We start from the raw sequence: 25,308 nt of genomic DNA on the forward strand, positions 1-25,308 counted from the left end.
CAGGGGCCGGCGGTTCAGGTTGCCAGGTTCGCCGGCACGCCGCCAGGCACATCGGGCGCCAGGCGCTGCCGCAGGATCGCGCAGACCTCCTCCGCCGCCGTCACCACCAGGCCGTGGCCGCCGGCCAGGGTCTCCAGCTCGTAGCGGCTGGCGTGCCGCCGCCAGCCGTCGATGGCCGCCCTGGAGACGCCCGGGTCCTGCTCGCCGAGGATCGCGGTGATCGGTATGGCCAACGGCTCGCGCGGGCGGTAGCGATAGTCGGCGGCCAGGCGCGAATCGGCGCGCAGGGTAGCCAGGCTGATCTCGCGCAGCTCCGGGTCGTCGAGCACTTCCAGCGGCAGCACGTCGTACTCGCGCAGGGTTCGCAGCAACTCGGCGTCGCCCATCGCATGGAAGCGCGGGTATTCCAGGTCCGGCCCCGGAGCGCGGCTGCTGATCACGAACAACTGCCTGGCGCGCAGGCCGTGCAGGCTTTCCAGGCGTGCCGCCAGTTCGTAGGCGAGCATGCCGCCGAGGCTGGCGCCGACCAGGGCGAACGGACGGTCGAGCAATGGCAGGAGCGCGTCGTCGATGGCACAGAGCATGGCCTCTACATCGGTGACGAATGGCTCGTCCTGGCGTTCCTGGCGCCCCGGATACTGGATCGCCAGCAGCTCCACGTCCGCCGGCAGGCGCGCGTCCCAACCACGGAAAGTGCCGGCGTTGCCGCCCGCGGGCGGCAGCGCGATCAGGCGCAGGCGCGGCTGCGCGCTCCCGCTGCGCTGCAACCACAGGGCCCGGGCGCGCTCGGTGGCGGGCGGCAACGGCGGCGCGTCGGCGGCATGGCAGCGGCGCACCACTTCGCGGGCATCCGGATCGCCCTGCAACAGCCCCAGGCTCAGTTGCCTGCCGGTCAGCCGGCGCAATTCGGCGATCGCCTGCACGCCCAGCAGCGAATGCCCGCCGGCACTGGCGAAGCCCTGGTCGGCCGCCAGCGGCCGGCCGAGCACCCGGGACAACACCTTGAGCACCCGCCGCAGCTCCACGCTGTCCTCGGCCTGGGCCGCCGTGGGCGGCTGCGCCGGGTCCTCGAGCAGCGCCAGCAACGCCTCGCGGTAGGCGCCGGCCAGCGCCTCGGCGCGCTCGGCGGGGAAACGTCCGGCGGCGTACTGGAAGCCCACCTCAAGGCGCTCTCCGGCCACCTCGAAGTCCACCGCCAGCGGCACGTCGACGTCCACCACCACCTGGTCGAGGATGCCGCCGTGCCTTACTCCCGCCGTCGGCGCGGCGTCGTCCTGGTGGAAGTCGACGAAGTTGAACAGGCTGTCCAGGCGCAACTCGCGGTTGCGCCTGCGAATCGCCGCCAGCGGATGGCGCCGATGTTCCAGGCTCGCGCGCTCGTAGTCGAATGCGCGACGGGCGCTGTCGAGCAGATCGACGGAAGCCGACAGCCGGCACGGCAGGGTGTTCAGGAACAGGCCGAGCAGGCGGTCCGCTCCCGGCTCCTCGGGGCGCCCGTGGCTGACGAAGCCGGTGACTACTTCATCGGCATCGCTGAAGCGGCACAACGCTCGGCCATGCGCCGCCAGCAACAACGAACGCAAGGGCAAGCCGCTGCGTTCGGCCAGGGCGCGCAAGCGCGACAGGCTGTCGGCCGGCACGTCCACGCGGACCGCCGCCATGCGCCGGGGTCCCTCCTCCGCCAGGCCGGGCAACGGCCGGTAGCGGGCGCCGGCCAGGTAGTCGAGCCAGAACAGCGCCGAGGCGGCGTTGGCCTCGGCCTCACGCTCCAGCGCCACGTAGTCGCGGAAGCCTACCGCGGGCGCTTCCGCTTCCCGCGCGACGACACCGGCGAGAAGGTCGGCGTAGACCGCCAGCAGCTCGTCCCCCAGGCTTTGCAGGCTCCAGCCGTCCAGCACGCTATGGTGTTCGGCGACGCCCAGGGCGAAGCGCCGCTCGTCCAGCGCCAGCGCGGCGAGGCGCACCAGTGGTGGGCGGCTCCAGTCGAACGGGGTGGCCTGCTCTTCCTCGATCCAGGCACGCAGGCGCAGGCGCCGTGTTTCCCCATCGAGGCCACGCAGGTCGTGCACCGGCACCTCGGCGGCGACCGCCGTGGCCGGGTGGACCCATTGCAAGGGCGCCTGGCCGCCGTGCAGGTCGAAGCCGGTACGCAGGATCGCGTGGCGGCCGATCAGGATCGCCCAGGCGCGCGCCAGCAACTCGCCGTCCAGGCGTCCATGCACCTCGTGCAGGACGACGTTGTGCAACAGCCGTGGATCGCCGCTGGCCTCGCTTTGCAGGAGCATGCCCTGTTGCAGGCTGGTCATCGGATAGGCGTCGTCGAGCCCCTCCGGCAGGCGCTTGCGTTCCGCCGCCGACAACAGGGCGAACGGCTCCAGCGCCCGCGGCGCCGAGCTCGCGGCCGCATCCGCCGGACTCGCCGGAGCGGCCAGCAGGCGCGCCAGTTCGCGGATGCTCTGGTGGTTGAACACGTCGCGCAGGGTAAAGGCAAGCCCCGCCTCGCGCGCCATGACCTGCATCTGGATCAGGCGGATGGAGTCGCCGCCGACCTGGAAGAAATTGTCGCTGACGCCGATCGCCGGGCGTTTCAGCACGCTCTTCCAGATCTCCAGCAGGGCCGCCTCGGTGGCATTGGCCGGCGCTTCCAGGGTCTGCGCGGCCGCCTCGGCGGCCAGCGCCGCCAACAGCGCGCGACGGTCGAGCTTGCCTTCGGCGGTCAGCGGCAGGCGTTCGACCCGGGCGATCCGGCTCGGCAGCATGTAGGCCGGCAGGCGCGCCTCGAGGAAGCCACGCAGGGCCTGCTCGCTCAGCTCGCCGCCGAGGGCCGCGGCGGGGCGCGGCGCGAGCGCGCGCCAGTCGATGCGCTCAGCCAGCGACTCGGCATAGCCCGGGCGCACCGCGTAGCAGTTGTAACGGTCGGTACCCTCCAGCAGCGCGTCCTGACGGATGCTCACCTCGAAGCCATGGCGGCGCAGCAGGTCGCTCAAGGCATCGGCGCGGCCGGCGGTGGCACCGTCGCGCTTGTCATGGACCTCCAGGACGATCTGCCGGACCTTGGCCAGCGCCGCATCGTCGAGACCGAGCAGCACATCCATTTCCGCGCGCTGCACGTCGATCTTCAGCAGGTCGATACGCTCCAGGCCCAGTTCGCCGATCACCTGGTCGAGGCGGCGCAGGCGGCAGCGGTGGGCTTCGGCGCGCAGGCGGTCGTCGAGGATTTCGTCGATGTTGTCCAGCAGCAGGTTGGCCCCGCCCTCCTCGCCCTGGTTGCTCAGGTAGCGTCGGATGACGTCGCGTTCGCCGCTGGCGTCGGCGTACTCGGCGATCCCGGAGAAGGTCGAGTAGCCCGGATAGTAGGTGAAGGTTTCTTCGCGCTCGGCGTCGGACAGGCCGATGCCGAATACCTCGACCTGCGGTGCGTAGCGTCCGAGGTTGGCCTCCAGGCGCCGGCGGATCGGTGCCAGCGGCTCGAAGGCGACCACTCGCGCGCGCGGCGCGCGGCTGGCGATGTACAGCGAAAACAGGCCGATGTTGGCACCGACGTCGAGGACCACCGCGTCCGGCGGCAGGACGATGCCGTCGCGGCTGTAGACCTCGTCGACGAAAATTTCCTGGTAGACGTACTCGGTTTCGTTGAGGTTCAGTCCGGCGACCCGGTGCCCGCTGGGCAGGTCGACTTCCAGCCAGGACTCGTCCGCGGTCTCCCCGGCGGCGGTGACGAAGGCGACGATCCGGCGATCCGCGCCCGGCTCGGCCGCATCGGCCTCGTCGGTGAGTACCGCCGCCTCGCCCACCGCCGGGTGTTCCAGCAGCGCGCTGCGGATCTCGCCCAGTTCGATGCGGTAGCCGTTGATCTTCACCTGTTCGTCGATCCGCCCGAGGAACTCCAGGCAACCGTCGGCGCGCCAGCGCACCAGGTCGCCGCTGCGGTACAGGCGGCCGCTGCCCGGCCAGCCCTCCTCGACGAAGCGCCCGGCCGCCTCGCCGGCGTCGCCGGCATAGCCGCGCGCCACCCCGGCGCCGCCGATCCACAGTTCGCCGCTGGCGCCACGGGTCTTGCGACGACCGAGGCCATCGACCACATGCAGATCGACGTTGGCCAGGGCGCGGCCGATGGTCGGCCGCGCATGCTCGGCGACCCGCGCCAGGCTGGCGTTCACCGTGGCTTCGGTAGGACCGTAGAGATTGAACACCTGGCAGCGGCGCCAGCCGGCGGCGACCTCCCAGGACGCTTCGTCGAAGCGCTCGCCCCCTACCAGGATGCGCCCGGGCAGCGCCGGGTGGGCATCGTCGAGGCCGGCCTGGAGCAGCAGGCGGAACAGCGACGGGGTGCAGTCGAGCACGTCGATGCGCCGTTCTTCGAGGAACCCCAGCATCCGCTGCGGATCGCTGCGCACCTCCTGCGGCACCAGGACCAGGCAATGGCCGGAGAGCAACTGGAGAATCTGCTTGATCGAGGAGTCGAAGGAGAACGGCGCGTTGACCGTCACCCGCAGGCCCTCGCCCACCACGTTCGCGTATACCGTGCGCGCCAGGGCCTGGGACAGGTTGAGCGCGCTGGCGTGCTCGACCACCACGCCTTTGGGCTGGCCGCTGGTGCCCGAGGTGAAGATCATGTAGGCCGCATCGCGCCCGCCCGGCGCCGGCAGGCTCATGCCGCTGCCGGCAAGCGGCAGCGTCGACAGGTCCAGGCAGGCCCCGGCGAAGGCCTCGCGGGCGCGCCCGGCGCACTCGGCATCGGCAAGGGCGAAGACGATCCCGCCCGCTTCGCGCATCCGCTCCACCCGCGCCGCCGGAAACTCCGGATTGACCGGGGTGTACACCGCCGCCGCGCGCATCACCCCGAGCAGGGCGACGATCGCCTCGCGGTTGCGCCCGGTCATCACCGCCACCGCCTGGCCGGGCCGCACGCCGGCGGCCAGCAGCGCTTCGGCGACCGCTTCGCTGCGCGCGCGCAGCGTGGCGAAATCCAGGCTGCCGTGGGCATCCAGCAACGCCGGCGCCTGCGGCTGCAGGGAGGCGCGCAGATCGAACGCGGCCACCAGGGATTCCACCGGCGCGGGCTCCACGCGCTCGCCCTGCCAGGCCTGGTAGCGCTCGCGCTCGGCCGCGCCGATCAACGGCAGCCCGGCCAGTGGCAGTTGCCTGTCGGCGGCGATGCTTTCCAGGCATTCGACCCAGGCGTCGAGCAAGCGCCCGGCCAGCGTTCCGTCATGGTCGCGGCGGACCCGCAGGCTGGCCAGCCGGCCTTCGCCGTGGGGCAGCACCTGCAACTCGAGGAACCCGCCCAGCGGCGGCTGACGGCAATCCAGCTCGGCCACCCCGGCGCCATCCAGTTCGCCCGCCAGCCAGGCGAAGCCCAACTCGGCGAGCGGCCAGTCGGGGGCAAAGGGATCGCGCAGGGCCGCTGCCTCCTCCTGGGCGAGGATCGCCGCCTGGAGGGCGTCGAGCCGCTCGCCGACGCTGCCCGCGCGGACATTCTCCAGGCACAGCGGCGCGACCCCGGCGAACGGTCCGGCCAGCTCGGCGAACTCGTTGAACAGGCGCCCCGAGACCAGTCGCGCCATTTCCAGCGGGAGGCCCTCGTCGCCCTGGAACTGCCCGGCGACCTGGGTCCAGGCCAGCAGGGCGGCCGCCTCCGGCAAGCCGTTGGCGGCCAGGCGTTCGAGCAGCGCGCGCGGCAGCAGGCGCCGCGCCGTCCACTCGCCTTCGCCCAGGTCGTCCGCCAGCGCCAGCGGACTCTCCGCCGCAACGGCCGCCTGCTCTCGCCAGTAACCGCTGGCGCTTTCGCCGTCTTCGCCGGCCAGCGCCTCGTTGGCCCACTCGGAGAAATGCTGGAACAGCAGCGCCTCGTCTCCCTCGTCCGCGCTCGCCTGGCCGGCCGGCCCCAGGCCGCGGCGCAGCAGCGCCACCAGGCTGGCCGCATCGACGACGAACGCCGGCGCCGCCAGCAACAGCCCCTGGAGCGTCTCTCCGGCGGCGTCCAGCAGCAGGCCGAGCGCCAGTACCGGCTGGCCTTCCCCGCCCAGGGGCGAAGCGGCGAGACGCGCGCTTTCGCGCGCGAAGCGTCCGGCCCAGTCGCCATCTCCCGGCAGGCGCTCGACCAGCAGATCGGCCGCGCGCCCATCCAGTACCTGCACCGGCAGGCTCATGCCCGGCATCGTCCGGTAGGCCACGCGCAGTTGCGCCTCGCCGTCCAGCGCCCGGCGCAGCCGCTCCAGCGTCGCCACGGGATCGGCCGGGGCGTGCAGGCGCACGCCGACAACCGTATTTTCCGGCCGCTCGGCATGGCGGCGCCAGGCGCGGGTCTGCAAGGGAGACAGCGGGAATCCTTCGAGCGCTTCGCTCGCGGCCGGTTGCACAGCGGATTGCAGGTCTTCTGACGCACTCATGGCTATCCCTCGCACGGGTTCAGGGTTGGTGGACATGCAGGTCGGTCATCGCCACCAGCACCTTGCGCTCGCCGGTGTACGGCTCGCGGCCGTGGACGCTGATGAAGTTGTCGAGCATCAGGACATCGCCGCGCTCCCAGGCGAACGCGCGGGTTTCCTCGCGGTAGGCGGCGCGGATGGTGTCCAGCACCTCCGCCTCGATCGGGCTGCCGTCGCCGTAGTAGGCGTTGCGCGGCAGGCCCTGTTCGCCGACCTCGTCGAGCAAGGCCCGGGCCAGGGCCGGCGGCATGTTGGAGACATGGAACATGTGCGCGTGGTTGAACCACAGCGTCTCGCCGCTGAGCGGGTGGCGCACCATCGCCTGGCGTACCTGGCGGGTATTCAGACGCTGGTCGTCGAGCCAGGTCCATTGGGTACCGGTCTGCCGGCAGTAGGCCTCGACCTCGGCGCGACTGTCGGTCTGGAAGCCTTCCTGCCAGGTCAGGTCGATCTCCGGCCCGTAGTTGCGCACGTAGCACACCCCATGGCGGAGGAAGCGCTGCCTGATCGCCTCGGGTATCCGAGCGCTGACCCGGCGCTCGTCGGCCAGGGGCGTGCGGCCCTGGGTGGCGGGCGGTGTCTGGCAGTAGAAGTGGATATAGCTCGGCCAGTTGTGCGAGTAGGACATCTCGTGGTGCGGCGGAATCCAGCCGTCCGGCGAGAACTCGGTGGAGGTGAACACCCGGTGCGCCACTTCCTGGCGTGCCGCCGCGCGCTCCAGGTAGTCGAGCATGTTCGGCGAAAAGCTTTGTACCGCCTGGGAGAAGCCCTCCGCTCCGTCTACCGCGAAGCCACGAAACAGGATGCCGCCATGCCGCAGCAGGCTGTCGCGCAGCCCTGCGCCGGCGGCGGCGATCCATTGCCGCAGGTCCATGCCCGGCTGGCGCGCGCGGACGATGCGCAGGTAGTCGTTGGCCGGGTCGAGCAGGCTTTCCTCCACCAGGTCGCCGGCCGAGAGCTGCCGGGGGCGCAGGCGCGGCGCGCTGAACGAGGCGCTCATGCGGCACCTCCGAGCGCCAGGCGCGGAGGTGTCGGCGGGACGTCGGCGGGCGCCAGGCTGGAATACGGCGTGGACATGATGGTGAGGATCCGTCGCGGCCCGCGGAACGGCTCGCGGCCGTGCTGGGCGAGCATGTTGTCGAGGATCAGCACGTCGCCCACGCGCCAGTCGAAGCGCCGCGTCTCGCGGTCTATGGCGCTGCGGATGGTCGCCAGGGTCTGCGCCTCGATCGGGCTGCCATCGCCGTAGTAGGTCTGGTACGGCAGGTCTTCCTCGGCGACGCTGCGCAGCAGCGCATCGCGCAGGCCCGGCTCGAGACTGGTGGCATGGAAGAACATGCCGTGGTTGAACCACAGGCGCTCGCCGGTATACGGGTGGCGTTGGAACGCCGCGCGCCTCTGCCAGGTGCGCAGGTGCTCGTCGCCGATCCAGGCATGGGCGATCCGGTGCTCAGCGCAGAACGCCTCGACCTCGGCGCGGCTGTCGGTCTGGAACGCTTCGCGCCAGGACAGGCCGAGGCCGGCGCGGTAGTTGCGCACGTAGAGGATGCCCAGGCGCCCGAAGCGTTCCAGCAATTCGTCCGGCAGGTGGCGGAGCACCAGCCGGTTGGCCGCCACCGGGGTGGCGCCGCCCTCGAGCGGCGCGACCTGGCAATGGAACATGATGTACAGCGGCCAGTCGGCGGTATAGGACTGCTCGTTATGCAGGAAGATCGGCTGGTCCACCGGATGCTCGGTGGAGGTGTAGACCTCGCCGCTGACCTGGCTACGCGGCGAGGAACGCTCCTTGTAGTCGAGCAGTTGCGGGGCGAAGGCAGCGGCGGCTGCGCGGAAGCGCTCCGCCGAGTCGACCTCGAAGCCTCTCAGCAACAGGCCGCCAGCCAGGTTCAGGTCGTCGTGCAGGGACTGGCCCTGCTCGCGAATCCAGTCGGCCAGGGACAGGCCGGGAGCCTGTGCCTCGATCAGCAGCGGCAGGCCGTCGCGCTCCGCCGCCGGGCGCCGCACCAGCGCCTCGCTGCTGCGCGGGCTGAGATTGCGCGGCCGGGCGAAGCCGCGACCGGTGAGACTGGGAGCTGTTCGTTCCATCGCTGTTCTCCGTGGGAGGCTCGGGGTCGTCAGGAAGCGTTGCAGCCCTCCGGCGACATGCGTTTCGAGATAGGTTCGCCGGCATTCGCCAGCAGGCGCCGCTCCCAGGCCTGGTGCAGGCGCTCGATGCGGTGCAGGTCGAAGATCGCGCTGGCCCCGGTCCAGACGGCCAGCCAACCCTGCGGCTGGTCTTCCAGCCACAGCGTCAGGTCGAGGCGCGCGCCAGGCACCGGGATGAAGTCGGCTTCGACGCGCACCCCGGCATCCACCGCCGGGGCCGTCCGACCGTTGTGCGCGCCGCAGGCGATGCGGATCGGCAGGCCGCTGGCGCCGCGCTGGCGCAGGGCCTGGGTCACGCATTCGAGGGGCACGTCCTGGTGTTCGAGCAGTTCCAGCAGATCATGGCCGACCTGGCGCAGGCGCCACTCCACGGACTGCTCCGGACGCAGGCCGACCGCCAGCGGCAGGAGGTTGACGAAGCAGCCGACCAGCCCCTGCATTTCCAGGCGCGAACGCCCGGCCAGGGCCACGCCGACGAGCAGGTCGTCGACGCCCAGTTCGGCGCCGAGCACTTCGGCGAAGGCCTGTAGCGCAGCACTGAACGGGCTTACCGAGGTGCGTTCGGCCAGCGCCCGGCAGGCGGCATGGACGGCGGCGGAAACCGGCAGGGCGAGGCGTTGGCCGGCGCGCCCGCCGCTCTCCTCCGGGCGCGCCGGCGCGGCGCCGGGAGCCTTCGCCAGCGGCAACAAACGCTCAGCCCAGCGCTCGGCGACACGGTCCAGGCGTCCCGAGGCCAACGCCGCGCGCTCGCGGGCGGCAACCTGTTCCGGCGTGCTGGCGAGCACGCCCAGGCGACCGCCATCGAGCAGCGTCTTCAGTTCCGCGGCAAAGACCGCCAGCGACACATCGTCGAAGGCGTAGTGATGGACGCTGAGCAGGAGGTCGGCGCGCGCGCTGTCGCGGGTGACGACCAGCAGCAGGCGTGCCGGCGCCTCGTGGGCGAGGTCGAAGACTCGCGCGCCCTCACGGCGCACGCCATCCTCCAGCAACCGCTCGGCGTGGACGGCGTCGCTCGCCAGCAGGCGTTGCAGGGGCACCGCATGCGCCGCCAGCGCATGCGGCTGCGGCCCGTCGACGCCCGTTTCGACACGCCGGCGCAGCGCCACATGCCGTTCCAGCAACTGGCGCAAGGCCTGTTCGATGGCGTCGGCCGTGGCGCCGACTATGCGCAGGTGGGCCAGCAGGTTGTAGGAGGTGTCCTCCGGCGCCAGTTGCTGGGCCACCCACAGGCGCCGTTCGGCGAGGCTCAGCCCGGCGGCGCCGGCGCTCGGCTCCGGCTCGTCGCCCTCGGGCGCGGCCTGGCGCAGCAGTTCCAGCAGGGCCTCGGGGGTCGCCGGGCCACCGGCGAACGCCTGCAACGGTACGCGGCGGGACAGTCGCTGGCGCAGCGTCGCGAGCAGGTGCACCGCCCGCAGGGAATCGCCGCCGGCGGCGTAGAAGCCCTGTCCGGCGCGCGGCGGCGCACCAAGCTGCGCCTGCCAGGCCTGGTGTAGCGCCTGCTCCAGCGGATCGCTGGGCAGCGCCTGCGGCTCGGCGCCGGTCGCCTGGGGACGCGGCAGGGCCTTGCGGTCGATCTTGCCGTTGAGCGTCTTGGGCAGCTCCGCCAGGACCACGAACGCCGACGGCAACATGTAGTGCGGCAGACTTTGCCCAAGGTGCTCGTTCAGCGCCTGGAGCGGCGGGGCGAACGGCGCCGCCAGGTAGCCGACCAGCCGACGCAGGCCGGCGCTGTCCTCGGTGAGCATGGCGCAGGCTTCGCTCACCCCGGGAAAACTCGCCAGGCACGAGGCGATCTCGCCCAGCTCGATGCGGAAGCCGTTGAACTTGACCTGGTCGTCGAGCCGGCCGAGGTGTTCCAGCACGCCGTCCTCGCGCATGCGTACGCGGTCGCCGGTGCGATAGCGGCGCTCGCCGCTGCCCGGATCGACGCGGAAACGCTCGGCGGTCTGCTCCGGCTTGCCGAAATAGCCACGCGCCAGGCCGATGCCGCCGAGGTACAGTTCCCCGGCCACGCCCAGCGGCAGCGGCGCCTCGAAGCCGTCGAGCACCTCCACCGTGGTGCCGGGCAGCGGTCGGCCGATGGGCGGCTCGTCGAGCGCTTCGGCGTGCAGGTCCAGTTCGTGCACCGTCGAATAGGTGGTGTCCTCGGTCGGCCCGTAGAGATTGACCAGGCGCCGTACCTGGGGTTGGCCACGAATCTGTCGCACCAGGTGGCCGCGCAGCGGTTCGCCGGCCAGGTTCAGCGTGCGCACCCCGCCCGGCAGGTCGCCGAGGGCGAGCAGCGCGGCACACACCGAGGGCACGGTATTGAGCAGGCTGATCTCGTCGCGGCGCGGGTAGTCCGGCAGGCTGAACAGGTTTTCCACCAGGTGCAGCGTGCCGCCTTCGGCCAGGGTGCCGAACAGCTCGTAGACCGACAGGTCGAAGCACACCGAGGTCGCCGCCAGTACCCCGCTCCATTCTTCGGCGGCATAGTGCTGGCCGGCCCAGCGCAGGAAGGCATGGGCGCTGCCGTGCTCGATGGCGACGCCCTTGGGGCGTCCGGTGGATCCGGAGGTATAGATGATGTAGGCGAGGTGGTCGGCGCCGACCTCGCTCGCGGGCAGCGCCAGGTCGTTCGCCTGGTCGCCGCCCTCCTCCAGCGTCAGGCATGGCCGGCCCAGCGCGGCGACCCGCTCGCGGGTGCTCGCGTCGACCAGCACCAGCAGGCAGTCGGCGTCGTCGAGCATGTAGGCCACCCGCTCCTCCGGATAGGCCGGGTCCAGCGGGACGTAGCAACCGCCGGCGCGGAGCACGCCAAGCAGGCCGACCAGCAGGCCGCTGTCGCGCCGCAGGCAGACCCCGACCCGCTGCTCCGGAGCCACCCCGGCGGCGCGCAGGCGCACGGCGAGCGCGGCGCTTTCGCGCTCCAGCTCGGCATAGCTGAGGCTACGGTCGGCGGCGTGCACGGCGATGCGCTGCGGTGTGCGCCGCGCCTGGGCCTCGAACAGATGGTGGAGTACGCCGCGCGACGGGGCGGCCTGGGGCTCGCTGCGCAGGGCCTGCAAACGGCGCTCTTCGTCGGCGTCCAGCCAGGGCAGCCGGCCGACGCAGGCCTGGGCGTCGACCAGGCCGCGCGCCAGGCGCGCGAGATGGCCGGCGATACGCCGCAATTCGTCGTACTGGGGATCGCGCAGAGCCAGGCCGACGCTGCCGTCCGCCGCCAGCACCAGGGCCAGCCAGCCGGGGCTGCTCGCCGTCGGCCGCGCCGCCAGCACCTGGACCGCGCAGCGCCCGGCCAGGGCGGCGCGCTCCTGGCCGTCGGCGGATAGCTGCCGCCGGGCGTCATCGAGTTCTTCCGCCAGCCGCGCGCTACGTTCGGCGGACGACTCCATCGCCCGGTAGGAGGAACGCAGCAGCGCGGGCGCCTGCCGCCCGCGAACCGTGATCGGCTCGGGAAAGCCCAGGGTGATCTCTTCGTTGCCGTAGCGTCCCAGCAGTACCAGGAACGCCGCCAGCCAGTGCGCCGCCGGGAACGCTTCCGCGGCCGCCTCCGGCTCGAACCATTGCCAGGCGCAATGCGGGTCGCGCAAGGCGATTCGTCCCGGCAACTCCAGCCCCAGCGGGGCGCCTTGCAGGTAGCGCCGCTCCTGCGCAACCTCCGGGCGCACTGCGCGTCCCGCGGTCAGCGCCTTGCCCGACGAAAAGCTGCGTAACGGTAAGCCATGTCGCTCCTGCATCGCTCTCCCCCTTCCGAGGCTGGGCACCGAGCGAAAAACTCTTCACGAAATGGCGACGAGTTACGAGCTAATACAATTGATAGGGTGGTGACAGGTCAGGCCGAATGGCTTTCCGCGAGGATCGGGTACAGCGACGCGACCAACAGCAGCGCCATCCCTACGTTGAATACCCTCAGCCAGCGCGGATCGCGCAGCACGTTGCGCAGCATGCTGCCGAAACCGGCCCAGATTCCGATGGTCGGCGCGTTGATCAGGGCAAATACCGTGGAGATCACCACCACGTTGGTGAAGTAGCCCTGCAACGGCGTATAGGTGCTTATGGCGCCGACCGCCATCACCCAGGCCTTCGGGTTGACCCACTGGAACGCCGCCGCGCCCCAGTAGCTCAACGGCTTGCCACGTCCCTCCGGGTCGTTGCCGGCCGGGCCGGACGTGGCGATCTTCCAGGCCAGGTACAGCAGGTAGGCCGCGCCGACGTAGCGCAGGATGGTGTACAGCACCGGATAGGCCTCGAACACCGTGCCCAGGCCGAAGCCCACCGCCATCACCATGATGAAGAAGCCGCAACTGATCCCGAGGATGTGCGGGATGGAGCGGACGAAACCGAAGTTGACCCCCGAGGCCAGCAACATGGTGTTGTTCGGACCGGGCGTGACGGAGGTGACGAAGGCGAACAGGGAGAACGCCAGCAGCAGATCCACGGAGAGCGACATTCGTTCCATCCTTTGAAGTGGGTGCGGGCAAGACGTTACTCCGCTTTGCCGCCGCGCCAGCGCAACAGTTGCCGAGAAAGTTGCCGTAACACTCCACCCGTCCGCCGCCCTAGCGTTGCACTCCCCAGCGCTTCACCGTGAGGCGCTCGATGCTGCCGAAAACCAGGTTCTCCACCAGCAGGCCGATCAGCACCACCACGGCCAGGCCGGCGAATACCTTGTCGGTGTACAGCTCGTTGCGGTTCTGGAAAATGTACCAGCCGAGCCCGCCCTTGCCGCTGCTCGCGCCGAACACCAGTTCCGCGGCGATCAGCGTGCGCCAGGCGAAGGCCCAGCCGATCTTCAGCCCGGCGAGAATCGACGGCAGCGCCGCCGGCACCAGGATCAGCAGGACGAAGCGCAGGCCACGCAGGCCGTAGTTGCGCCCTGCCATGCGCAGGGTCTCCGAGACACCGAGGAAACCGGCATAGGTGTTCAGCGCCAGCGCCCAGAGCACCGAATGCACCAGCACGAAGATCAGGCTGTTCTGGCCCAGGCCGAACCAGAGCAGCGCCAGCGGCAGCAGCGCGATCGCCGGCAGCGGGTTGAACATCGCCGTGAGGGTCCCGAGCAGGTCGCGGCCCAACTGCGTGGAGACCGCCAGGCTGGTCAGAACGAAGGCCAGGACGATCCCCAGCAGGTAGCCCTTGAACAGCACCAGCAGGGAGATCCCCGCCTTGGCCGGCAGTTCGCCGCTGGCCAGGCCCTCGCCGAGGGCCCTGGCCGTCTGTAGGAAGCCTGGCAGCAGTAGGTCGTTGCCCTGGACCCGCGCCGCCAGCTCCCAGGCCAGCGCCAGCAGCGCCAGGATCAGCCCCTTGCGCAGCCAGCCCTGTTGCCAGAGACGCTGGCTCAGGGGCAGGCGCCGCTCCAGGGAGACCTCCAGCAGGGGTTCGAGCTGGACTTCGTATTCTTCGCGAACGCGCGTGACTCGACTCATCGATCGGTTCCTCTGCTCAATGGGCCAGCCGGATGTCGGCGAAGTCGAGGGTCGCGGCCGCCGTCGGTTCGCCGCCCTCGTCGAACAGCAAGCGGTGGATGCGTCGCGCCGCGGCTTGCAGCGGCTCGCCGCCAAGGCTGTGCAGCCCGAACGGGTGGCCGTGCACTTCGGCCCAGACCCGCCCCGGGTGCGGCGAGAGCAGCAGGATGCGATTGCCCACCACCAACGCCTCCTCGATGGAATGGGTGACGAACAGCAGAGTGAAACGCACCTCTTCCCACAGGCGCAGCAGTTCCTCCTGCATCTTTCGCCGGGTCAGCGCGTCCAGCGCGGCGAACGGCTCGTCCATCAGCAGGATCTTCGGCTGCATCGCCAGCGCCCGGGCGATCGCCACCCGCGCCTTCATGCCCCCGGACAGCGTGTGCGGGTAGGCCTCGGCGAAGCCCGCCAGGCCGACCTTCTCGAGGCATTCGTCGGCGCGTCGATCGGCCTCGTCGCGCGTCACCTGGCCGGACACCCGCAAGGGGAACAGCACGTTCTGCCGTACGGTCTTCCATGGCGGCAACTGGTCGAACTCCTGGAACACCACGATACGGTCGGGGCCGGGCGCCCTGACCGCCTGTCCCTGAAGGCGGATCTCGCCCTCGCTGGGCGTGATGAAGCCAGCCACCGCCTTGAGCAGGGTCGACTTGCCGCAACCGGACGGGCCGAGCAGGACGAAGCGATCGGCCGGGTCGACTTCGAAGCTGACCCGCTGGGTGGCCCGCACCACGCGCGAGCGGGTGCGGTATTCGAGGCTGACTCCGTCCACCGCCAGCAGGGCGTCGGCGGGGAGCGTGGAAGGTTGGCGGGAGGCGGCGTTCATCGGCGTCTCAACTCCCCTGCAACGGCGCGCCGTCCTGGAAGAAATAGTCCTGCCAGGAGGCCGGCTTGTTGCGTATCGCACCGACCCGGTAGAGAAACTCCGCCAGCGGATAGGTGTTCTTCGGCGTGACGCTGAACTCCACCCGCGGATTGGCGATGATCTTCAGCAGCGCGGCTCGGTCGATCTTCGCCCCGGTCACCCGGATATAGGTATCGGCGGCGGCCGCCTTGTCGTTCTGGGCAAAGGCCGCCGCTTCCTTCAGCGCCTCGACGAAGGCCCGGTAGGTCTTCGGGTTGTCCTGGCGGAACTTCTCCGTGGCGAACAGCACGGTCGGCGAATTCGGCCCCAGCAGCTCGTAGCTGTCGAGCACCACGTGGACCTTCGGGTTGGCCAGCGCCTGGTCCTGGAACGGCGGGTTGGAGAAATGCCCGGTCAGCTCGGTGCCGCCGGCCACCAGCGCGGCGGTTGCGTCCGGATGCGGCAGCGCCACGGTGTACTTGTCGAGGCGGTCGAACTGCTTGTCGCCCCACTGCTTAGCCGCGGCGTACTGGAGGAAGCGCGACTGCACCGAAACCCCCACCGCCGGCACGGCGATGCGATCCCCGGCGCCGAAGTCGGCGATGCTCCTGACCCGCGGGTCGTTGCTCAGCAGGTAGTAGGGGAAGTTGCCCAGCGAAGCCACCGCCTTGACGTTCTGGCGCCCGCGGGTACGGTCCCAGATGGTCAGCAGCGGACCGACGCCGGCACCGGCGATATCGATCGCCCCGGACAGCAGCGCATCGTTGACCGCCGCGCCGCCGGACAGTTGGGTCCAGTCGACCTTGATTTGCAGGCCCTCGGCCTGGCCGTGCTTTTCGATCAGGCGCTGGTCGCGGACCACGTTGAGCAGCAGGTAGACGATGCCGAACTGCTCGGCGATGCGGATCTCGCCCTCGGCCTGCGCCGGCCGGCTGGCCAGCAGCGTGGTGGCGAGGCTCAGGCCCAGGCCGAGCGCGGCGACCAGGCGGGTGAAACGGGGAATGCGGTTCATGGAAACGCTCCTGGCGAAGAAGGGGAAGCACGCACCGTCGTCAGAACGGCGCGTCGCCCTGGATGGTGGTGCGGTAGAGCTTGCGCCGCAGGTGGGCCGGGCAACCGCCGGCGAGATGGATCAGCGAGCGGTTGTCCCAGAACACCAGGTCATGCGCCTGCCAGCGATGCCGGTAGATGTGCTCGGGGCGCACGCTGTGCGCATACAGCTCGGCGAGCAGTTGGGCGCTCTCGTCGGCCGGCAGGCCGACGATGCGGGTGGTGAAACCTTCGCTGACGAACAGCGCCTTGCGCCCGCTTTCCGGGTGGGTGCGCACGATCGGATGGACCACTTCGCGCACCTCGGCGAGCTGGGCGGCGCTCAGGGTCGGCCGCCAGTTGCCCTCGAAGCGCGGTTCGCTGTAGCGGGCGGTATAGGAATGCGCCGCCGTGCGTCCCTCGATCGCCTTGCGCAGGGCCTCCGGCAAGCTGTCCCAGGCCTTGTGCATGTCGGCGAACAGAGTATCGCCGCCCTCCTCCGGCAGCTCCTGGGCATGCAGCATCGAGCCGAGGCTCGGCAGCTCCTTATAGGAAAGGTCGGAGTGCCAGAACTTGCCGGCATCGCCGAGACCGACGGGCTGGCCGTTCTCGACGATGTTGGAAACGATGAGGATCTCCGGATGCCCTGGGAGCAGGAACTGCTTCAGCACATGGATCTGCAACTCACCGAAGCGCCGGCTGAAGGCGATCTGCTGCGCCGGGGTGATGCGCTGCTCGCGGAACACCAGCACATGGTGGTCCAGGTGCGCCCGGTGGATACGGCGGAAGTCCTCGGCGGCCAGGGGCAACCCGAGGTCGAGGCCGAGCACCTCGGCGCCGAACGCGGCATCGAGGGCACGGATCTGCAAGGGAACGTCGGCGCGCGCTGGCGCCGGAAGGGAAACGGACATCGCTGACTCCCACGCAAGCCCGGACACGCCAGGCACGAGATACCGCGCAAGGCGGCATGGATTCGGTGCGGCGCGCCGATTGGTCGGCAGGTACGCGAGAGCCTTTAATTTATTGGAATAAGAAAATTAATTTAAATACCTTTAAAGAATATAAATATGCTGCTCCGTACGGTTCGGCGTCCCTTGTAAGCACAAAAGTGAATTAATAAATAAAAACTTAGTATTTATGGCTCTAAGCGGCGAAGGGATAGTCTGGCTGCCATCGAACCCGCCGCCCGAGGAATGCCTCATGGACCGCACCGACAACGTCATCGATTTCGCCCGCTACCGCTCGCGCCGCCAGGCACGCCGCCTGGGCGAAATGATGTGGGCGGTGTACGCCTGGCGGGCCGGCTACGCCGTGCCGCAACCGCCAGCCAGGCACGACGAGCGCAGCCGCCGGGCCTGACCGATGAACCTGCCCGCCAGCGATGGCGTTGCCCACCTGGAACTGGCCGCCGGCGTGCATACCGAACCCGATGATCTGATTGGCCAGCGCGTCGCCCATAACCTGCTACGCCTGCGCGGCAAGCGCAATCTCTCGCTGGACGCCCTGGCGCGGATTTCCGGTGTCAGCCGGGCGATGCTGGCGCAGATCGAGTCCGGGCGCAGCGTGCCGTCGATCAAGGTGCTGTGCAAGATCGCCCAGGGTCTCAAGGTGTCGGTGGCAGCCTTCCTCGACGATCGCGCCTTCGCCGGTGTCGCCGTGCTGCCGGCGCAACAGAGCAAGCGCCTGGTCAGCGCCGACGGCGCCTTCACCAGCCGCGCGCTGTTCCCCTTCGATGTGGCGCGCCAGGTGGAGTTCTACGAACTGCGCCTGCGCGGCCTCGGCCAGGAAGACGCCGAAGCCCACGCCCCCGGCACCCAGGAGAACCTGGTGGTGGCGCAGGGGGTACTGGAAGTGCGGGTCAACGAGGAGCGCTTCCTGCTCGCCACCGGCGACTCGATCCTGTTCTACGCCGACCAGCCGCACAGCTACCGCAACCCCGCCGATAGCGAAGCCCTGGCGTACCTGGTGATGACCTACCCGGAGCGCCTGGACTGACCCCCGGCCCTGCTGCCATGGACGAAGAAAGGCCCGCCCGGTCATCCCGGGCGGGCCTTTTCCATCCGGCGACGGATCAGCAGGTGCAGCACATCATCGGCATGCCGTTGCAACTCATCATCATCGGCATGCCGCACTCCATCATCTTCGCCATCAGCATGCAGCAGTTCTTGAACATCTCCATGTCCATGCCCTGCATCGGCATCATCCTGCAGTGCATGGCGTCGCCCTGCATGGAGCACTCCATCATGCACTTCATCGGAGCCATGCCCATCATCGGCATGCCCATCCCCATGCCCATCGTCGGCATCATCGCCATGCAGGCCTGGGACATGCCCATCATCGCCAGGTTGCCGCACTGCATCATCATGGGCATGCCGCAGTTCATCATCATCGCCATCATCTCGGCGCTGTTGCGGAACTGGCCCATGTCCATGCCCATCGCCGGCATCATCTTGCACAGCATGCCGTCGTCCATCGTTTCGCACTGCATGGTCGCCATCATCATCGGCATGCCCATCATGGGCATCATCGGCATGGCGGCATTCATGTTCATCGGCATCTGCATGGCATTCATCATGGCGGTAACTCCTGTAGGCGAAGCGGGGGTAGGTGCGAATGGGGCCGATTCTAGGCAGCGCCGACGCACCGGCAAGATGCCGGTGCAACAGCCGAGCCGGGCGCTGCATGGTGGCTAGCGGCGAGACAGCGAAGATGTTCGGCGCAATGACAGCGGATTCCGCTGTATGGCGGAGGAACGCATCGTCACGGCCGGTATTTCGACGCGATGGATATTCGAAACGGACCTATCCAAATAACCCTGGTGAATAAACGTTCTAAGACCCGCAGCCTTTTTCCCCTTGCCGGGCGCAGCCCCGTCTATTGCGCCGCTTTCCGGTGCTCGGACGATGCCCTGCGGAAGTCGCGCGGGCCGACGCGGAAAGCGTGCGCGGCATTGCCCCAGACCAGCACGGCGGCCAAGCCGATCAGCGGTAGCAGGGTCCAGGGCAGCATCTCGCTGCCCCAGCGCTGCAACACCATGCCACCCAACGCTCCGCCGCCGGCGATGGCCAGGTTCCAGGCCACCACGATCATCGATTGGGCCAGGTCGGCGCCCTCCCCGGCGGCGTCCGCCGAGGCGGTCTGCAGCAGCGTCGCCGCGCCACCGAACGTCAGCCCCCAGAGGGCCAGGCCGGCGAACGCCAGCCAGCTCCAGCGAGCGCCCAGGCACAGCGCCAGCGCCGCCACGGCGAACAGCGCCAGGCTGACCAGGACCATCCGCCGCAGGTGCCGGTCGACCAGCACGCCGACCAGCCAGATTCCCGCCACCGCGGCGCTGCCGAATACCAGCAGGGCCAGGTCCACCGAGGCGCCCAGGCCGACCTTGGCGAGGAACGGCGCGATATAGGTGTAGAGGATGTTGTGCGCCAGCACCCAGGCGACGATCACCAGCAATACCGGACGCACGCCCGGCGTGCGCAGCACCCCGAGCAGACGCAGGCGCCGCCCGGCCGGCTGGCCAGGGAAGTCCGGCACGCTGCGCAGCACCCAGCCGACCAGCAGCAGCGCGGTCAGCGACAACAGGCCGAAGGCCCAGCGCCAGCCGAGCAGGCCGCCCAGCCAGGTGCCCAGCGGAACGCCGAGCGACAGCGCCAGCGGCGCACCGAGCATGGCCACCGCCAACGCCCGCCCCTGCTGCTCCGGCGGCACCAGGCGCCGCGCGTAGCCGGCCAGCAGGCCCCAGGCGAGGCCGGCGGCGACGCCGCTGCCGAAGCGCGCCAGCAGGGTCAGGCGGTAATCCGAGGAAACGGCGGTTAGGCTGTTGCAGACGAAGAAGATCAGCAGCGCCAGCAGCAGCACCCGGCGCCGCCGCCAGCCCTGGGTCAGGCTCGCCGCCGGCAGCGCGGCCAGTAGCGAACCCAAGGCGTAGACGCTGACCAGTTGCCCGGCCAGCGCCTCGCTGACCGCCAGCCCCGCGCCGATTTGCGGCAGCAGGCCGGCCGGCAGGGTTTCGCTGAGAATGGCGACGAAGCCGGACATCGCCATCGCCAGCAGCGCACTCAGCGGCAGCCGCGGCGCCACGGCCGACGCAGCGGCCCCGGCGTTCTCCGGAAATGCTTCGCGGCGTCCCATCAGCGCAGCTCCGCGGAACGGTAGACGGCGTCGCGCAGGTCGTTGACGAAGCGTCCCGACATGCCCTCGAACAGGGTGTTGGTAAGCGCCACCACCGACAGTTCGCGGGCCCGGTCGACGAACCAGGAATGCCCGTAGGCGCCGCCCCAGCGCCAGGTGCCGGGAGCCTCCGGCGATTGCGCGATAGCCGGGTCGCGTAGCACGGAGAAACCCAGGCCGAAGCCGAAACCGGGATTGGCCGGCAGTTCCAGGCCGGGTACCTGGTCGCGGCCCATCTCCTCCACCAGGCCAGGCGTCAGCAACGGCGCGCCGCCCTGGCGAAGGATTTCCAAAAGGCGCAGCACGTCGCCGGCGCTGCCGATCATCCCCGCCCCGCCGGACGCATAGGCAGACGGTTCGAAGGCCCGACTCGGCTCGAAGTGAATGCCGACGCTGTCCTCGAACGGCGCCACGGTCTCCCGCCCGGCCATTCGGCGCGGGCGTGGCCGGTCGCTGACGTAGACCGCCGCCAGTCGGCACGCGTCGGCGCAGAGGAAGCCGCTGTCGCGCATGCCGGCTGGAATCCCGACCCGCTGCCGCAGCGCTTCCGCCAGCGGCCGCCCGTCGACCCGCTCCACCAGCGCGCCGAGCACGTCGGTGGCCAGCGAATAGCCCCAGGCGCGGCCGGGTTCGTAGAGCAAGGGCACGGAGGCCAGGCGACGGAGATTCTCGGCCAGGTCGAAACCCGGCAGGTCCATGCCGTCGGAAATCCCGGCGCGGGCATAGGGGCCGTCTGCGTCGGCTTCGAGGAAGCGATAGCCGAGGCCGGCGCTGTGGCTCAGCAACTGCCGCGGCGTGATGCGCGCCTCGCGGCCGTCGGCCAGGCGCGGACGGAACGCCGGCAACCAGTCGGCGATCGGCTCATCGAGGGCCAGCCGGCCCTCGTCCACCAGGCTCAGGGCCGCGACGCTGACGATCGGCTTGCTCACCGAGGCCAGGCGGAACAGGCTGTCCTCGCCCATTATCCGGCCGGCTTCGCGGTCGGCCAGGCCGGCAGCCCGTCGATAGAGCCACTGCCCCCGGTGTGCCACCAGCACCACCGCCCCCACCAGGCGCTGGTCGGCGAATGCCGCCTCGATCACCTGATCGACATTTTCCGCCAGGCCGCAGCCTGGCTCTCGTTCGAAACTGGACATGCGGGACTCTCCGCAGATGAAGGATGCGGACAGGCTAAGAGCGCTGCAAAAGCGGAAAAAGACGGATAGAGTTCCGTTCTATCCGGACCGTCATGTCCGTAATCGGAGCCTTGCATGGACAGCCTCAGCGGTTTCACCGTCTTCGTCCGCGTCGCCGAGACCCGCAGCATCGTCGGCGCCGCCCGGACCCTCGGCGTCAGCGCCTCGGCGGTGGGCAAGCGGGTCGCCCGCCTGGAAGAGAAACTCGGCGTGCGCCTGTTCCACCGCAGCACCCGCAGCATCACCCTGACCGCCGAAGGCAGCCTGTTCCTCGAGCGCAGCCGGCGCATCCTGGCCGAGATCGAAGCCACCGAGCTGGAGCTGTCGCAAAGCCGCGAGACCCCGCGCGGGCGCCTGCGGGTCAGCCTGCCTCTGGTCAGCGGGCTGGTCCTGCCGACGCTCGCCGACTTCATGCAGGCCTATCCGGACATCGAGCTAGACCTCGACTTCAGCGATCGCGTGGTGGATGTCGTCGACGAAGGCTTCGACGTGGTCCTGCGCACCGGCCGGCCGGTGGATTCGCGGCTGTCCATGCGCGAACTGGGTGAGTTCCAGCTGAAGCTGGTCGGCTCGCCGGCCTACTTCGCCCGCCACGGCACGCCGCGCTGCCCGGAAGACCTGCTGCGACACACCTGCCTGCACTACCGCTTCCCCAATACCGGCCGCCTCGAGGAATGGCCGCTGCGCCGCGCGGACGGCGAAGCCCCGCCGCAGATTCCGGTGTCGATGGTCTGCAACAACATCGAGACCCGCGTCTGCTTCGCCCTGCGCGACCAGGGCATCGCCTGCCTGCCGGACTTCTCGATCCGCGAGGCGCTGCGCGAAGGACGCCTGGTCAGCGTCCTCGACGCCTTCTGCGAGCGCCGCGCGCGATTCTTCCTGCTCTGGCCGTCCGGCCGCCAGGTCTCGCCCAAGCTGCGCGCCTTCATCGACTTCGTCGCGCCACGGGTGATCGCCACGCTGGGCTGAAGCGCGCCTGGCAGGGCCGGTCAAGCCGGCGGCAGACAGGAACAAGACCGCGGCGGCCACGGAGCGTCTAATAGGTACATCCACCCCTTGCCAGGCCGCATCCATGATCAACATCGAGACGCCGACCTACTACACGGCGACCAAGAAGTACGAATTGTCCTTCCCCTCCCTGGAAACCGACCTGGACGCCGACGTGGTGGTGATCGGCGGCGGCTTCTCCGGGATCAACACCGCGCTTGAGCTGGCCGAGCACGGCATCACCGACATCGTCGTGCTGGAGGCCCGCCACCTCGGCTTCGGCGGTACCGGGCGCAACGGCGGGCAGATCATGGCCGGCATCGGCCACGACCTGGAGAAGATCCGCAAGGACGTCGGCGAGGACGGCCTGCGGGCGATCTTCGAGATCAGCGACCTCGGCGCCGACATCATCAAGGGCCGTATCGAGAAGTACGCCATCGACGCCGACTTCTGCCATGGCTACGGCTACATGGGCTTCAACGCACGCCAGGCGAAGACCCTGCAGGCCTGGGAAAAGGAATTCCGGTCGCTCGGCTCGCCCCATGAGATCCGTTACCTGCACGGTGCCGAGGTGCGCCAGATCATCGGCTCGGACGCCTACGGCAGCGCCCTGCTGCACATGGGCGGCGGCCATGTGCACTCGCTCAACCTGCTGCTCGGCGAAGCCAAGGCGCTGGCCGGCCTCGGCGCACGGATATTCGAATACAGCCCGGCGCTGGAGGTGCAATACGGCGAGCGCATCCGCGTGCGCACGGCCAAGGGCTCGGTCACCGCGAACAAGCTGCTCTGGGCCTGCGACAGCTTCCTCAACCGGCTCGAACCCGAGCTGCACCGCACCACCATCAATACCTACGCGTTCCAGATGATGACCGAACCGCTGCCGGACGAACTGATCCAGCGGATCAGCCCGATCCGCGGCGCCTACAGCGACATCCGCCCGGTCATCGACTACTACCGGGTGACCAACGAGAACCGCCTGCTGTTCGGCGCCGCCACACCCTTCGTCGAACGCATCCCCGGCGACCTCAAGGCCTGGAACCGCAAGCTGATGCTGAAGATCTTCCCCTACCTGGAGCACGTCCGCATCGACCTCGCCTGGGGTGGGCCGATGGCTTGCAGCGCCAACCTGTTCCCGCAGATCGGCAGCCTCTCGGGGCGGCCCAACGCGTTCTTCGTCCAGGGTTATTCCGGGTTCGGCGTGACCCCCAGCCACATCGTCTGCAAGGTCCTCGCCGAAGGCATGAGCGAAGGCTCGGCGCGCTACGACCTGCTCAGCTCGGTGCGCCGCATCCCGATCCACGGCAAGGACCACTTCCGCCCGCTGCTGCTCAGCGCAGGCAAGACCTGGCACCAGCTCTCCGGCTACTGGAACGGCCGGCGCTGAAACCTACCGATCACTCTACAAGGAGCATTCCCATGGCCATTACCGTTATCCGCCACGGCATCACCCTCGACGAACTGGACGCCTGGGGCAGCGTCGCCGACCTCGGCTCGGAGATCCTCGAAGGCGAGGTGAAAGCCTTCGGCAAGATGACCGCAGGAGCCCCCACCGACCCGGTCAGCGCCGCCTACTTCGGCACCACCGCCGGCAAGTTCCGCATGACCTATCCGTTCAGCGAACAGGCCACGGTGGTCAGCGGCGAGGTCCGCCTCACCGACGAGTCCACCGGCCAGAGCACGCTCTACAAGGCCGGCGACAGCTGGTTCGTCAGCAAGGGCACCCCGGTGCTCTGGGAGGTTGCCGACGGCGGCTTCGTCAAGCATTACTACGCGGTGGCTTGAGACACCGAAGAGACGGCGAGCCGTTACGCAAGGCGTGCGCCTGCGGCGCTGCCCAACCCTCGACACGCCCCCGTAGGGCGAATAACCGCTCGCGGTTATCCGCCGTGAAACCCGGCGTAACGGCGGATAGCGCCTGCGGCGCTATCCGCCCTACCCGGCAAGCCGTTACGCCCGGCGGCGCTGCCCAGCCCTCGACATGTCCCTGAACGGCCGCACCGTCGGGCCGCGGGTTCAGGTGCTCTCCCGCGCCATCAGCTCGAACCCCATGTCCAGCGCGCTATCGCGCACCTCCTTGCCGGCGATCAGCGCCAGCAACTGCTCCGCCGCGCGCCGGCCGATGGCTTCGCGCGGGGTGCGGATGCTGCTCAGGCGCGGGACCGTGCAGTCCGAACCCGGCAGGTCGTTGAAACCGAGCACGGCGATCTGTTCCGGCACCTTGACCCCACGGCGCAGGGCCTCCAGCAGCGCGCCCTGGGCCAGGTCGTCGTTGCAGAAGAACACCCCGTCGATCTGCGGCTGGCTGGCCAGCAACTGCACGAAGAGTTCGCCGCCGAGGGCCACCGAGGACGGCCGCGGCGTAAGGATTTCCAGCCCCGGGTCGTAGCAGCCGGCCTTTTGCAAGGCGCGGCGGAACCCCTCGCCGCGCAGCAGGGTGCGCTGGTCGAGCTGGGCGCCGATGTAAGCCAGGCGCCTGCGGCCGCGTGCCAGCAGGTGCTCGGCGGCGGCCTCGCCGGCGCGCAACTGGGAGAAGCCGACGCAATTGAGCCCGGAGCCGGAGTCCAGGTCCATCATGTACACGCAGGGAATGCCGCTGGCCTCGATCATCCGCCGGGCGCTCTCGGTGCGCTCGAAGCCGGTCAGCAGCAGGCCGCGCGGCTGGTAGGCCAGGTAGTTGCGGATCAGGTCCTCTTCCTCGTTGCGCGAGTAGTGGAAGTTGCCGATCAGCACCTCCAGGCCCTGTGGCCGCAGTACCGCGTGGATCGCCTCGAGGGTCTCGATGAACAGCAGGTTGGCCAGCGACGGCACCAGCACCGCCACGCTGTGGCTTTGCGCCGAGGCCAGCGCGCGCGCCGCGGGGTTGGCCACGTAGCCGAGTTCGCGGGCGGCGTCGCGGACCTTCTGCGCCAGTTCTTCGGCGACGCTGGCGACGCCGCGCAGCGCGCGCGACGCGGTGATCGGGCTGACCCCGGCGCGGCGCGCGACTTCGTTGAGGGTGGGACGTCCGGTGGTTCGCGTGTTCTTGTCGTTCTTGGTGATGCTCATCGTGGCCTGCTTGCCAAACAAAATTCCAGGCACTAAGG

At 69.7% G+C, this 25,308-nt stretch carries 18 protein-coding genes; 5 read left to right on the plus strand and 13 right to left on the minus strand.

From position 1 onward, the window contains the following. Window positions 1–14 precede the first annotated feature (14 nt). The 9 genes from HMPREF3014_RS32220 to HMPREF3014_RS32260 all read right to left on the minus strand — a co-directional run bounded on the left by HMPREF3014_RS32220 (window position 15) and on the right by HMPREF3014_RS32260 (window position 16,807). Window positions 15–6,392: a non-ribosomal peptide synthetase gene (locus HMPREF3014_RS32220; RefSeq protein ID WP_023087509.1), complete on the minus strand. Its 6,378-nt coding sequence runs from the start codon at window positions 6,390–6,392 to the stop codon at window positions 15–17. Between the two features lie 19 nt (window positions 6,393–6,411). Then, on the minus strand, window positions 6,412–7,431 hold the full coding sequence (locus HMPREF3014_RS32225) for a TauD/TfdA family dioxygenase (RefSeq protein ID WP_003113096.1): 1,020 nt from the start codon (window positions 7,429–7,431) through the stop codon (window positions 6,412–6,414). Next, window positions 7,428–8,516, minus strand: coding sequence for a TauD/TfdA family dioxygenase (locus HMPREF3014_RS32230; RefSeq protein WP_003115897.1), 1,089 nt, complete (start codon window positions 8,514–8,516; stop codon window positions 7,428–7,430). The genes HMPREF3014_RS32225 and HMPREF3014_RS32230 overlap by 4 nt, the downstream gene beginning before the upstream one ends. A gap of 29 nt (window positions 8,517–8,545) precedes the next feature. Beyond that, entirely contained in the window at window positions 8,546–12,226 is a 3,681-nt protein-coding gene (locus tag HMPREF3014_RS32235) for a non-ribosomal peptide synthetase (RefSeq protein WP_170869769.1), read from the minus strand. Between the two features lie 164 nt (window positions 12,227–12,390). After that, on the minus strand, window positions 12,391–13,008 hold the full coding sequence (locus HMPREF3014_RS32240; protein WP_003113093.1) for a LysE family translocator: 618 nt from the start codon (window positions 13,006–13,008) through the stop codon (window positions 12,391–12,393). Window positions 13,009–13,117: 109 nt separating this feature from the next. Further along, window positions 13,118–13,984 carry an ABC transporter permease gene (locus HMPREF3014_RS32245; RefSeq protein WP_003117834.1) on the minus strand — a complete coding sequence of 289 codons (867 nt, stop codon included), beginning with the start codon at window positions 13,982–13,984 and terminating at the stop codon, window positions 13,118–13,120. Window positions 13,985–14,000: 16 nt separating this feature from the next. Further along, window positions 14,001–14,849 (minus strand): ABC transporter ATP-binding protein, encoded by an 849-nt coding sequence (locus HMPREF3014_RS32250; RefSeq protein ID WP_023087507.1) that lies wholly within the window; start codon window positions 14,847–14,849, stop codon window positions 14,001–14,003. 7 nt (window positions 14,850–14,856) lie between these two features. Continuing rightward, the gene (locus tag HMPREF3014_RS32255) at window positions 14,857–15,879 is read right to left on the minus strand and encodes an ABC transporter substrate-binding protein (protein ID WP_003117836.1); all 1,023 of its coding nucleotides are present in this window, start codon (window positions 15,877–15,879) and stop codon (window positions 14,857–14,859) included. A gap of 40 nt (window positions 15,880–15,919) precedes the next feature. Continuing rightward, window positions 15,920–16,807, minus strand: coding sequence for a TauD/TfdA dioxygenase family protein (locus tag HMPREF3014_RS32260; protein ID WP_003144063.1), 888 nt, complete (start codon window positions 16,805–16,807; stop codon window positions 15,920–15,922). A gap of 289 nt (window positions 16,808–17,096) precedes the next feature. On the opposite strand from HMPREF3014_RS32260, the gene HMPREF3014_RS32265 reads away from it, so the two are divergent. Together HMPREF3014_RS32265 and HMPREF3014_RS32270 are read left to right on the plus strand one after the other, a co-directional pair. Then, window positions 17,097–17,255 carry a hypothetical protein gene (locus HMPREF3014_RS32265; RefSeq protein WP_003089396.1) on the plus strand — a complete coding sequence of 53 codons (159 nt, stop codon included), beginning with the start codon at window positions 17,097–17,099 and terminating at the stop codon, window positions 17,253–17,255. 54 nt (window positions 17,256–17,309) lie between these two features. Next, window positions 17,310–17,891 carry a helix-turn-helix domain-containing protein gene (locus tag HMPREF3014_RS32270; protein ID WP_003122724.1) on the plus strand — a complete coding sequence of 194 codons (582 nt, stop codon included), beginning with the start codon at window positions 17,310–17,312 and terminating at the stop codon, window positions 17,889–17,891. A gap of 76 nt (window positions 17,892–17,967) precedes the next feature. Here the strand turns inward: HMPREF3014_RS32270 and HMPREF3014_RS32275 are convergent, their stop codons facing one another. The 3 genes from HMPREF3014_RS32275 to HMPREF3014_RS32285 form a co-directional block, all read right to left on the minus strand. After that, window positions 17,968–18,471, minus strand: a complete 504-nt coding sequence (locus HMPREF3014_RS32275; protein ID WP_003113089.1) for a hypothetical protein — start codon at window positions 18,469–18,471, stop codon at window positions 17,968–17,970. 299 nt (window positions 18,472–18,770) lie between these two features. Next, entirely contained in the window at window positions 18,771–20,024 is a 1,254-nt protein-coding gene (locus HMPREF3014_RS32280) for an MFS transporter (protein ID WP_023087506.1), read from the minus strand. Next, complete coding sequence (locus HMPREF3014_RS32285) at window positions 20,024–21,199, minus strand: serine hydrolase domain-containing protein (RefSeq protein WP_014834011.1); 1,176 nt, start codon at window positions 21,197–21,199, stop codon at window positions 20,024–20,026. Before HMPREF3014_RS32285 ends, HMPREF3014_RS32280 begins: the two co-directional genes overlap by 1 nt. Before the next feature lie 114 nt (window positions 21,200–21,313). Here HMPREF3014_RS32285 and HMPREF3014_RS32290 point away from each other — a divergent pair, with 114 nt between their 5' ends. From HMPREF3014_RS32290 to HMPREF3014_RS32300, 3 genes are all read left to right on the plus strand, one after another. Beyond that, the gene (locus HMPREF3014_RS32290; RefSeq protein WP_023087505.1) at window positions 21,314–22,207 is read left to right on the plus strand and encodes a LysR family transcriptional regulator; all 894 of its coding nucleotides are present in this window, start codon (window positions 21,314–21,316) and stop codon (window positions 22,205–22,207) included. A 103-nt stretch (window positions 22,208–22,310) separates the two neighbouring features. After that, window positions 22,311–23,609: an NAD(P)/FAD-dependent oxidoreductase gene (locus HMPREF3014_RS32295; RefSeq protein ID WP_003089406.1), complete on the plus strand. Its 1,299-nt coding sequence runs from the start codon at window positions 22,311–22,313 to the stop codon at window positions 23,607–23,609. A 32-nt stretch (window positions 23,610–23,641) separates the two neighbouring features. After that, a complete protein-coding gene (locus HMPREF3014_RS32300; protein WP_003089408.1) occupies window positions 23,642–24,007 on the plus strand; it encodes a cupin domain-containing protein in 366 nt (121 codons plus the stop codon). Between the two features lie 231 nt (window positions 24,008–24,238). On the opposite strand, the gene gntR is transcribed toward HMPREF3014_RS32300, so the two are convergent. Then, window positions 24,239–25,270, minus strand: a complete 1,032-nt coding sequence (gntR, locus tag HMPREF3014_RS32305; RefSeq protein ID WP_023087504.1) for an HTH-type transcriptional regulator GntR — start codon at window positions 25,268–25,270, stop codon at window positions 24,239–24,241. Window positions 25,271–25,308: the final 38 nt, after the last annotated feature.

Source organism: Pseudomonas sp. HMSC065H01, from assembly GCF_001815235.1.
Taxonomy (GTDB): Bacteria; Pseudomonadota; Gammaproteobacteria; order Pseudomonadales; family Pseudomonadaceae; genus Pseudomonas; species Pseudomonas aeruginosa.

What these genes read in the sequence shown, in the direction of transcription:
- HMPREF3014_RS32220 (WP_023087509.1), bottom strand. Translation starts at nt 6,392, where the DNA reads ATGAGTGCGTCAGAAGACCTGCAATCCGCTGTGCAACCGGCCGCGAGC.
- HMPREF3014_RS32225 (WP_003113096.1), bottom strand. Translation starts at nt 7,431, where the DNA reads ATGAGCGCCTCGTTCAGCGCGCCGCGCCTGCGCCCCCGGCAGCTCTCG.
- HMPREF3014_RS32230 (WP_003115897.1), bottom strand. Translation starts at nt 8,516, where the DNA reads ATGGAACGAACAGCTCCCAGTCTCACCGGTCGCGGCTTCGCCCGGCCG.
- HMPREF3014_RS32240 (WP_003113093.1), bottom strand. Translation starts at nt 13,008, where the DNA reads ATGTCGCTCTCCGTGGATCTGCTGCTGGCGTTCTCCCTGTTCGCCTTC.
- HMPREF3014_RS32245 (WP_003117834.1), bottom strand. Translation starts at nt 13,984, where the DNA reads ATGAGTCGAGTCACGCGCGTTCGCGAAGAATACGAAGTCCAGCTCGAA.
- HMPREF3014_RS32250 (WP_023087507.1), bottom strand. Translation starts at nt 14,849, where the DNA reads ATGAACGCCGCCTCCCGCCAACCTTCCACGCTCCCCGCCGACGCCCTG.
- HMPREF3014_RS32255 (WP_003117836.1), bottom strand. Translation starts at nt 15,879, where the DNA reads ATGAACCGCATTCCCCGTTTCACCCGCCTGGTCGCCGCGCTCGGCCTG.
- HMPREF3014_RS32260 (WP_003144063.1), bottom strand. Translation starts at nt 16,807, where the DNA reads ATGTCCGTTTCCCTTCCGGCGCCAGCGCGCGCCGACGTTCCCTTGCAG.
- HMPREF3014_RS32265 (WP_003089396.1), top strand. Translation starts at nt 17,097, where the DNA reads ATGGACCGCACCGACAACGTCATCGATTTCGCCCGCTACCGCTCGCGC.
- HMPREF3014_RS32275 (WP_003113089.1), bottom strand. Translation starts at nt 18,471, where the DNA reads ATGATGAATGCCATGCAGATGCCGATGAACATGAATGCCGCCATGCCG.
- HMPREF3014_RS32280 (WP_023087506.1), bottom strand. Translation starts at nt 20,024, where the DNA reads ATGGGACGCCGCGAAGCATTTCCGGAGAACGCCGGGGCCGCTGCGTCG.
- HMPREF3014_RS32285 (WP_014834011.1), bottom strand. Translation starts at nt 21,199, where the DNA reads ATGTCCAGTTTCGAACGAGAGCCAGGCTGCGGCCTGGCGGAAAATGTC.
- HMPREF3014_RS32290 (WP_023087505.1), top strand. Translation starts at nt 21,314, where the DNA reads ATGGACAGCCTCAGCGGTTTCACCGTCTTCGTCCGCGTCGCCGAGACC.
- HMPREF3014_RS32295 (WP_003089406.1), top strand. Translation starts at nt 22,311, where the DNA reads ATGATCAACATCGAGACGCCGACCTACTACACGGCGACCAAGAAGTAC.
- HMPREF3014_RS32300 (WP_003089408.1), top strand. Translation starts at nt 23,642, where the DNA reads ATGGCCATTACCGTTATCCGCCACGGCATCACCCTCGACGAACTGGAC.
- gntR (WP_023087504.1), bottom strand. Translation starts at nt 25,270, where the DNA reads ATGAGCATCACCAAGAACGACAAGAACACGCGAACCACCGGACGTCCC.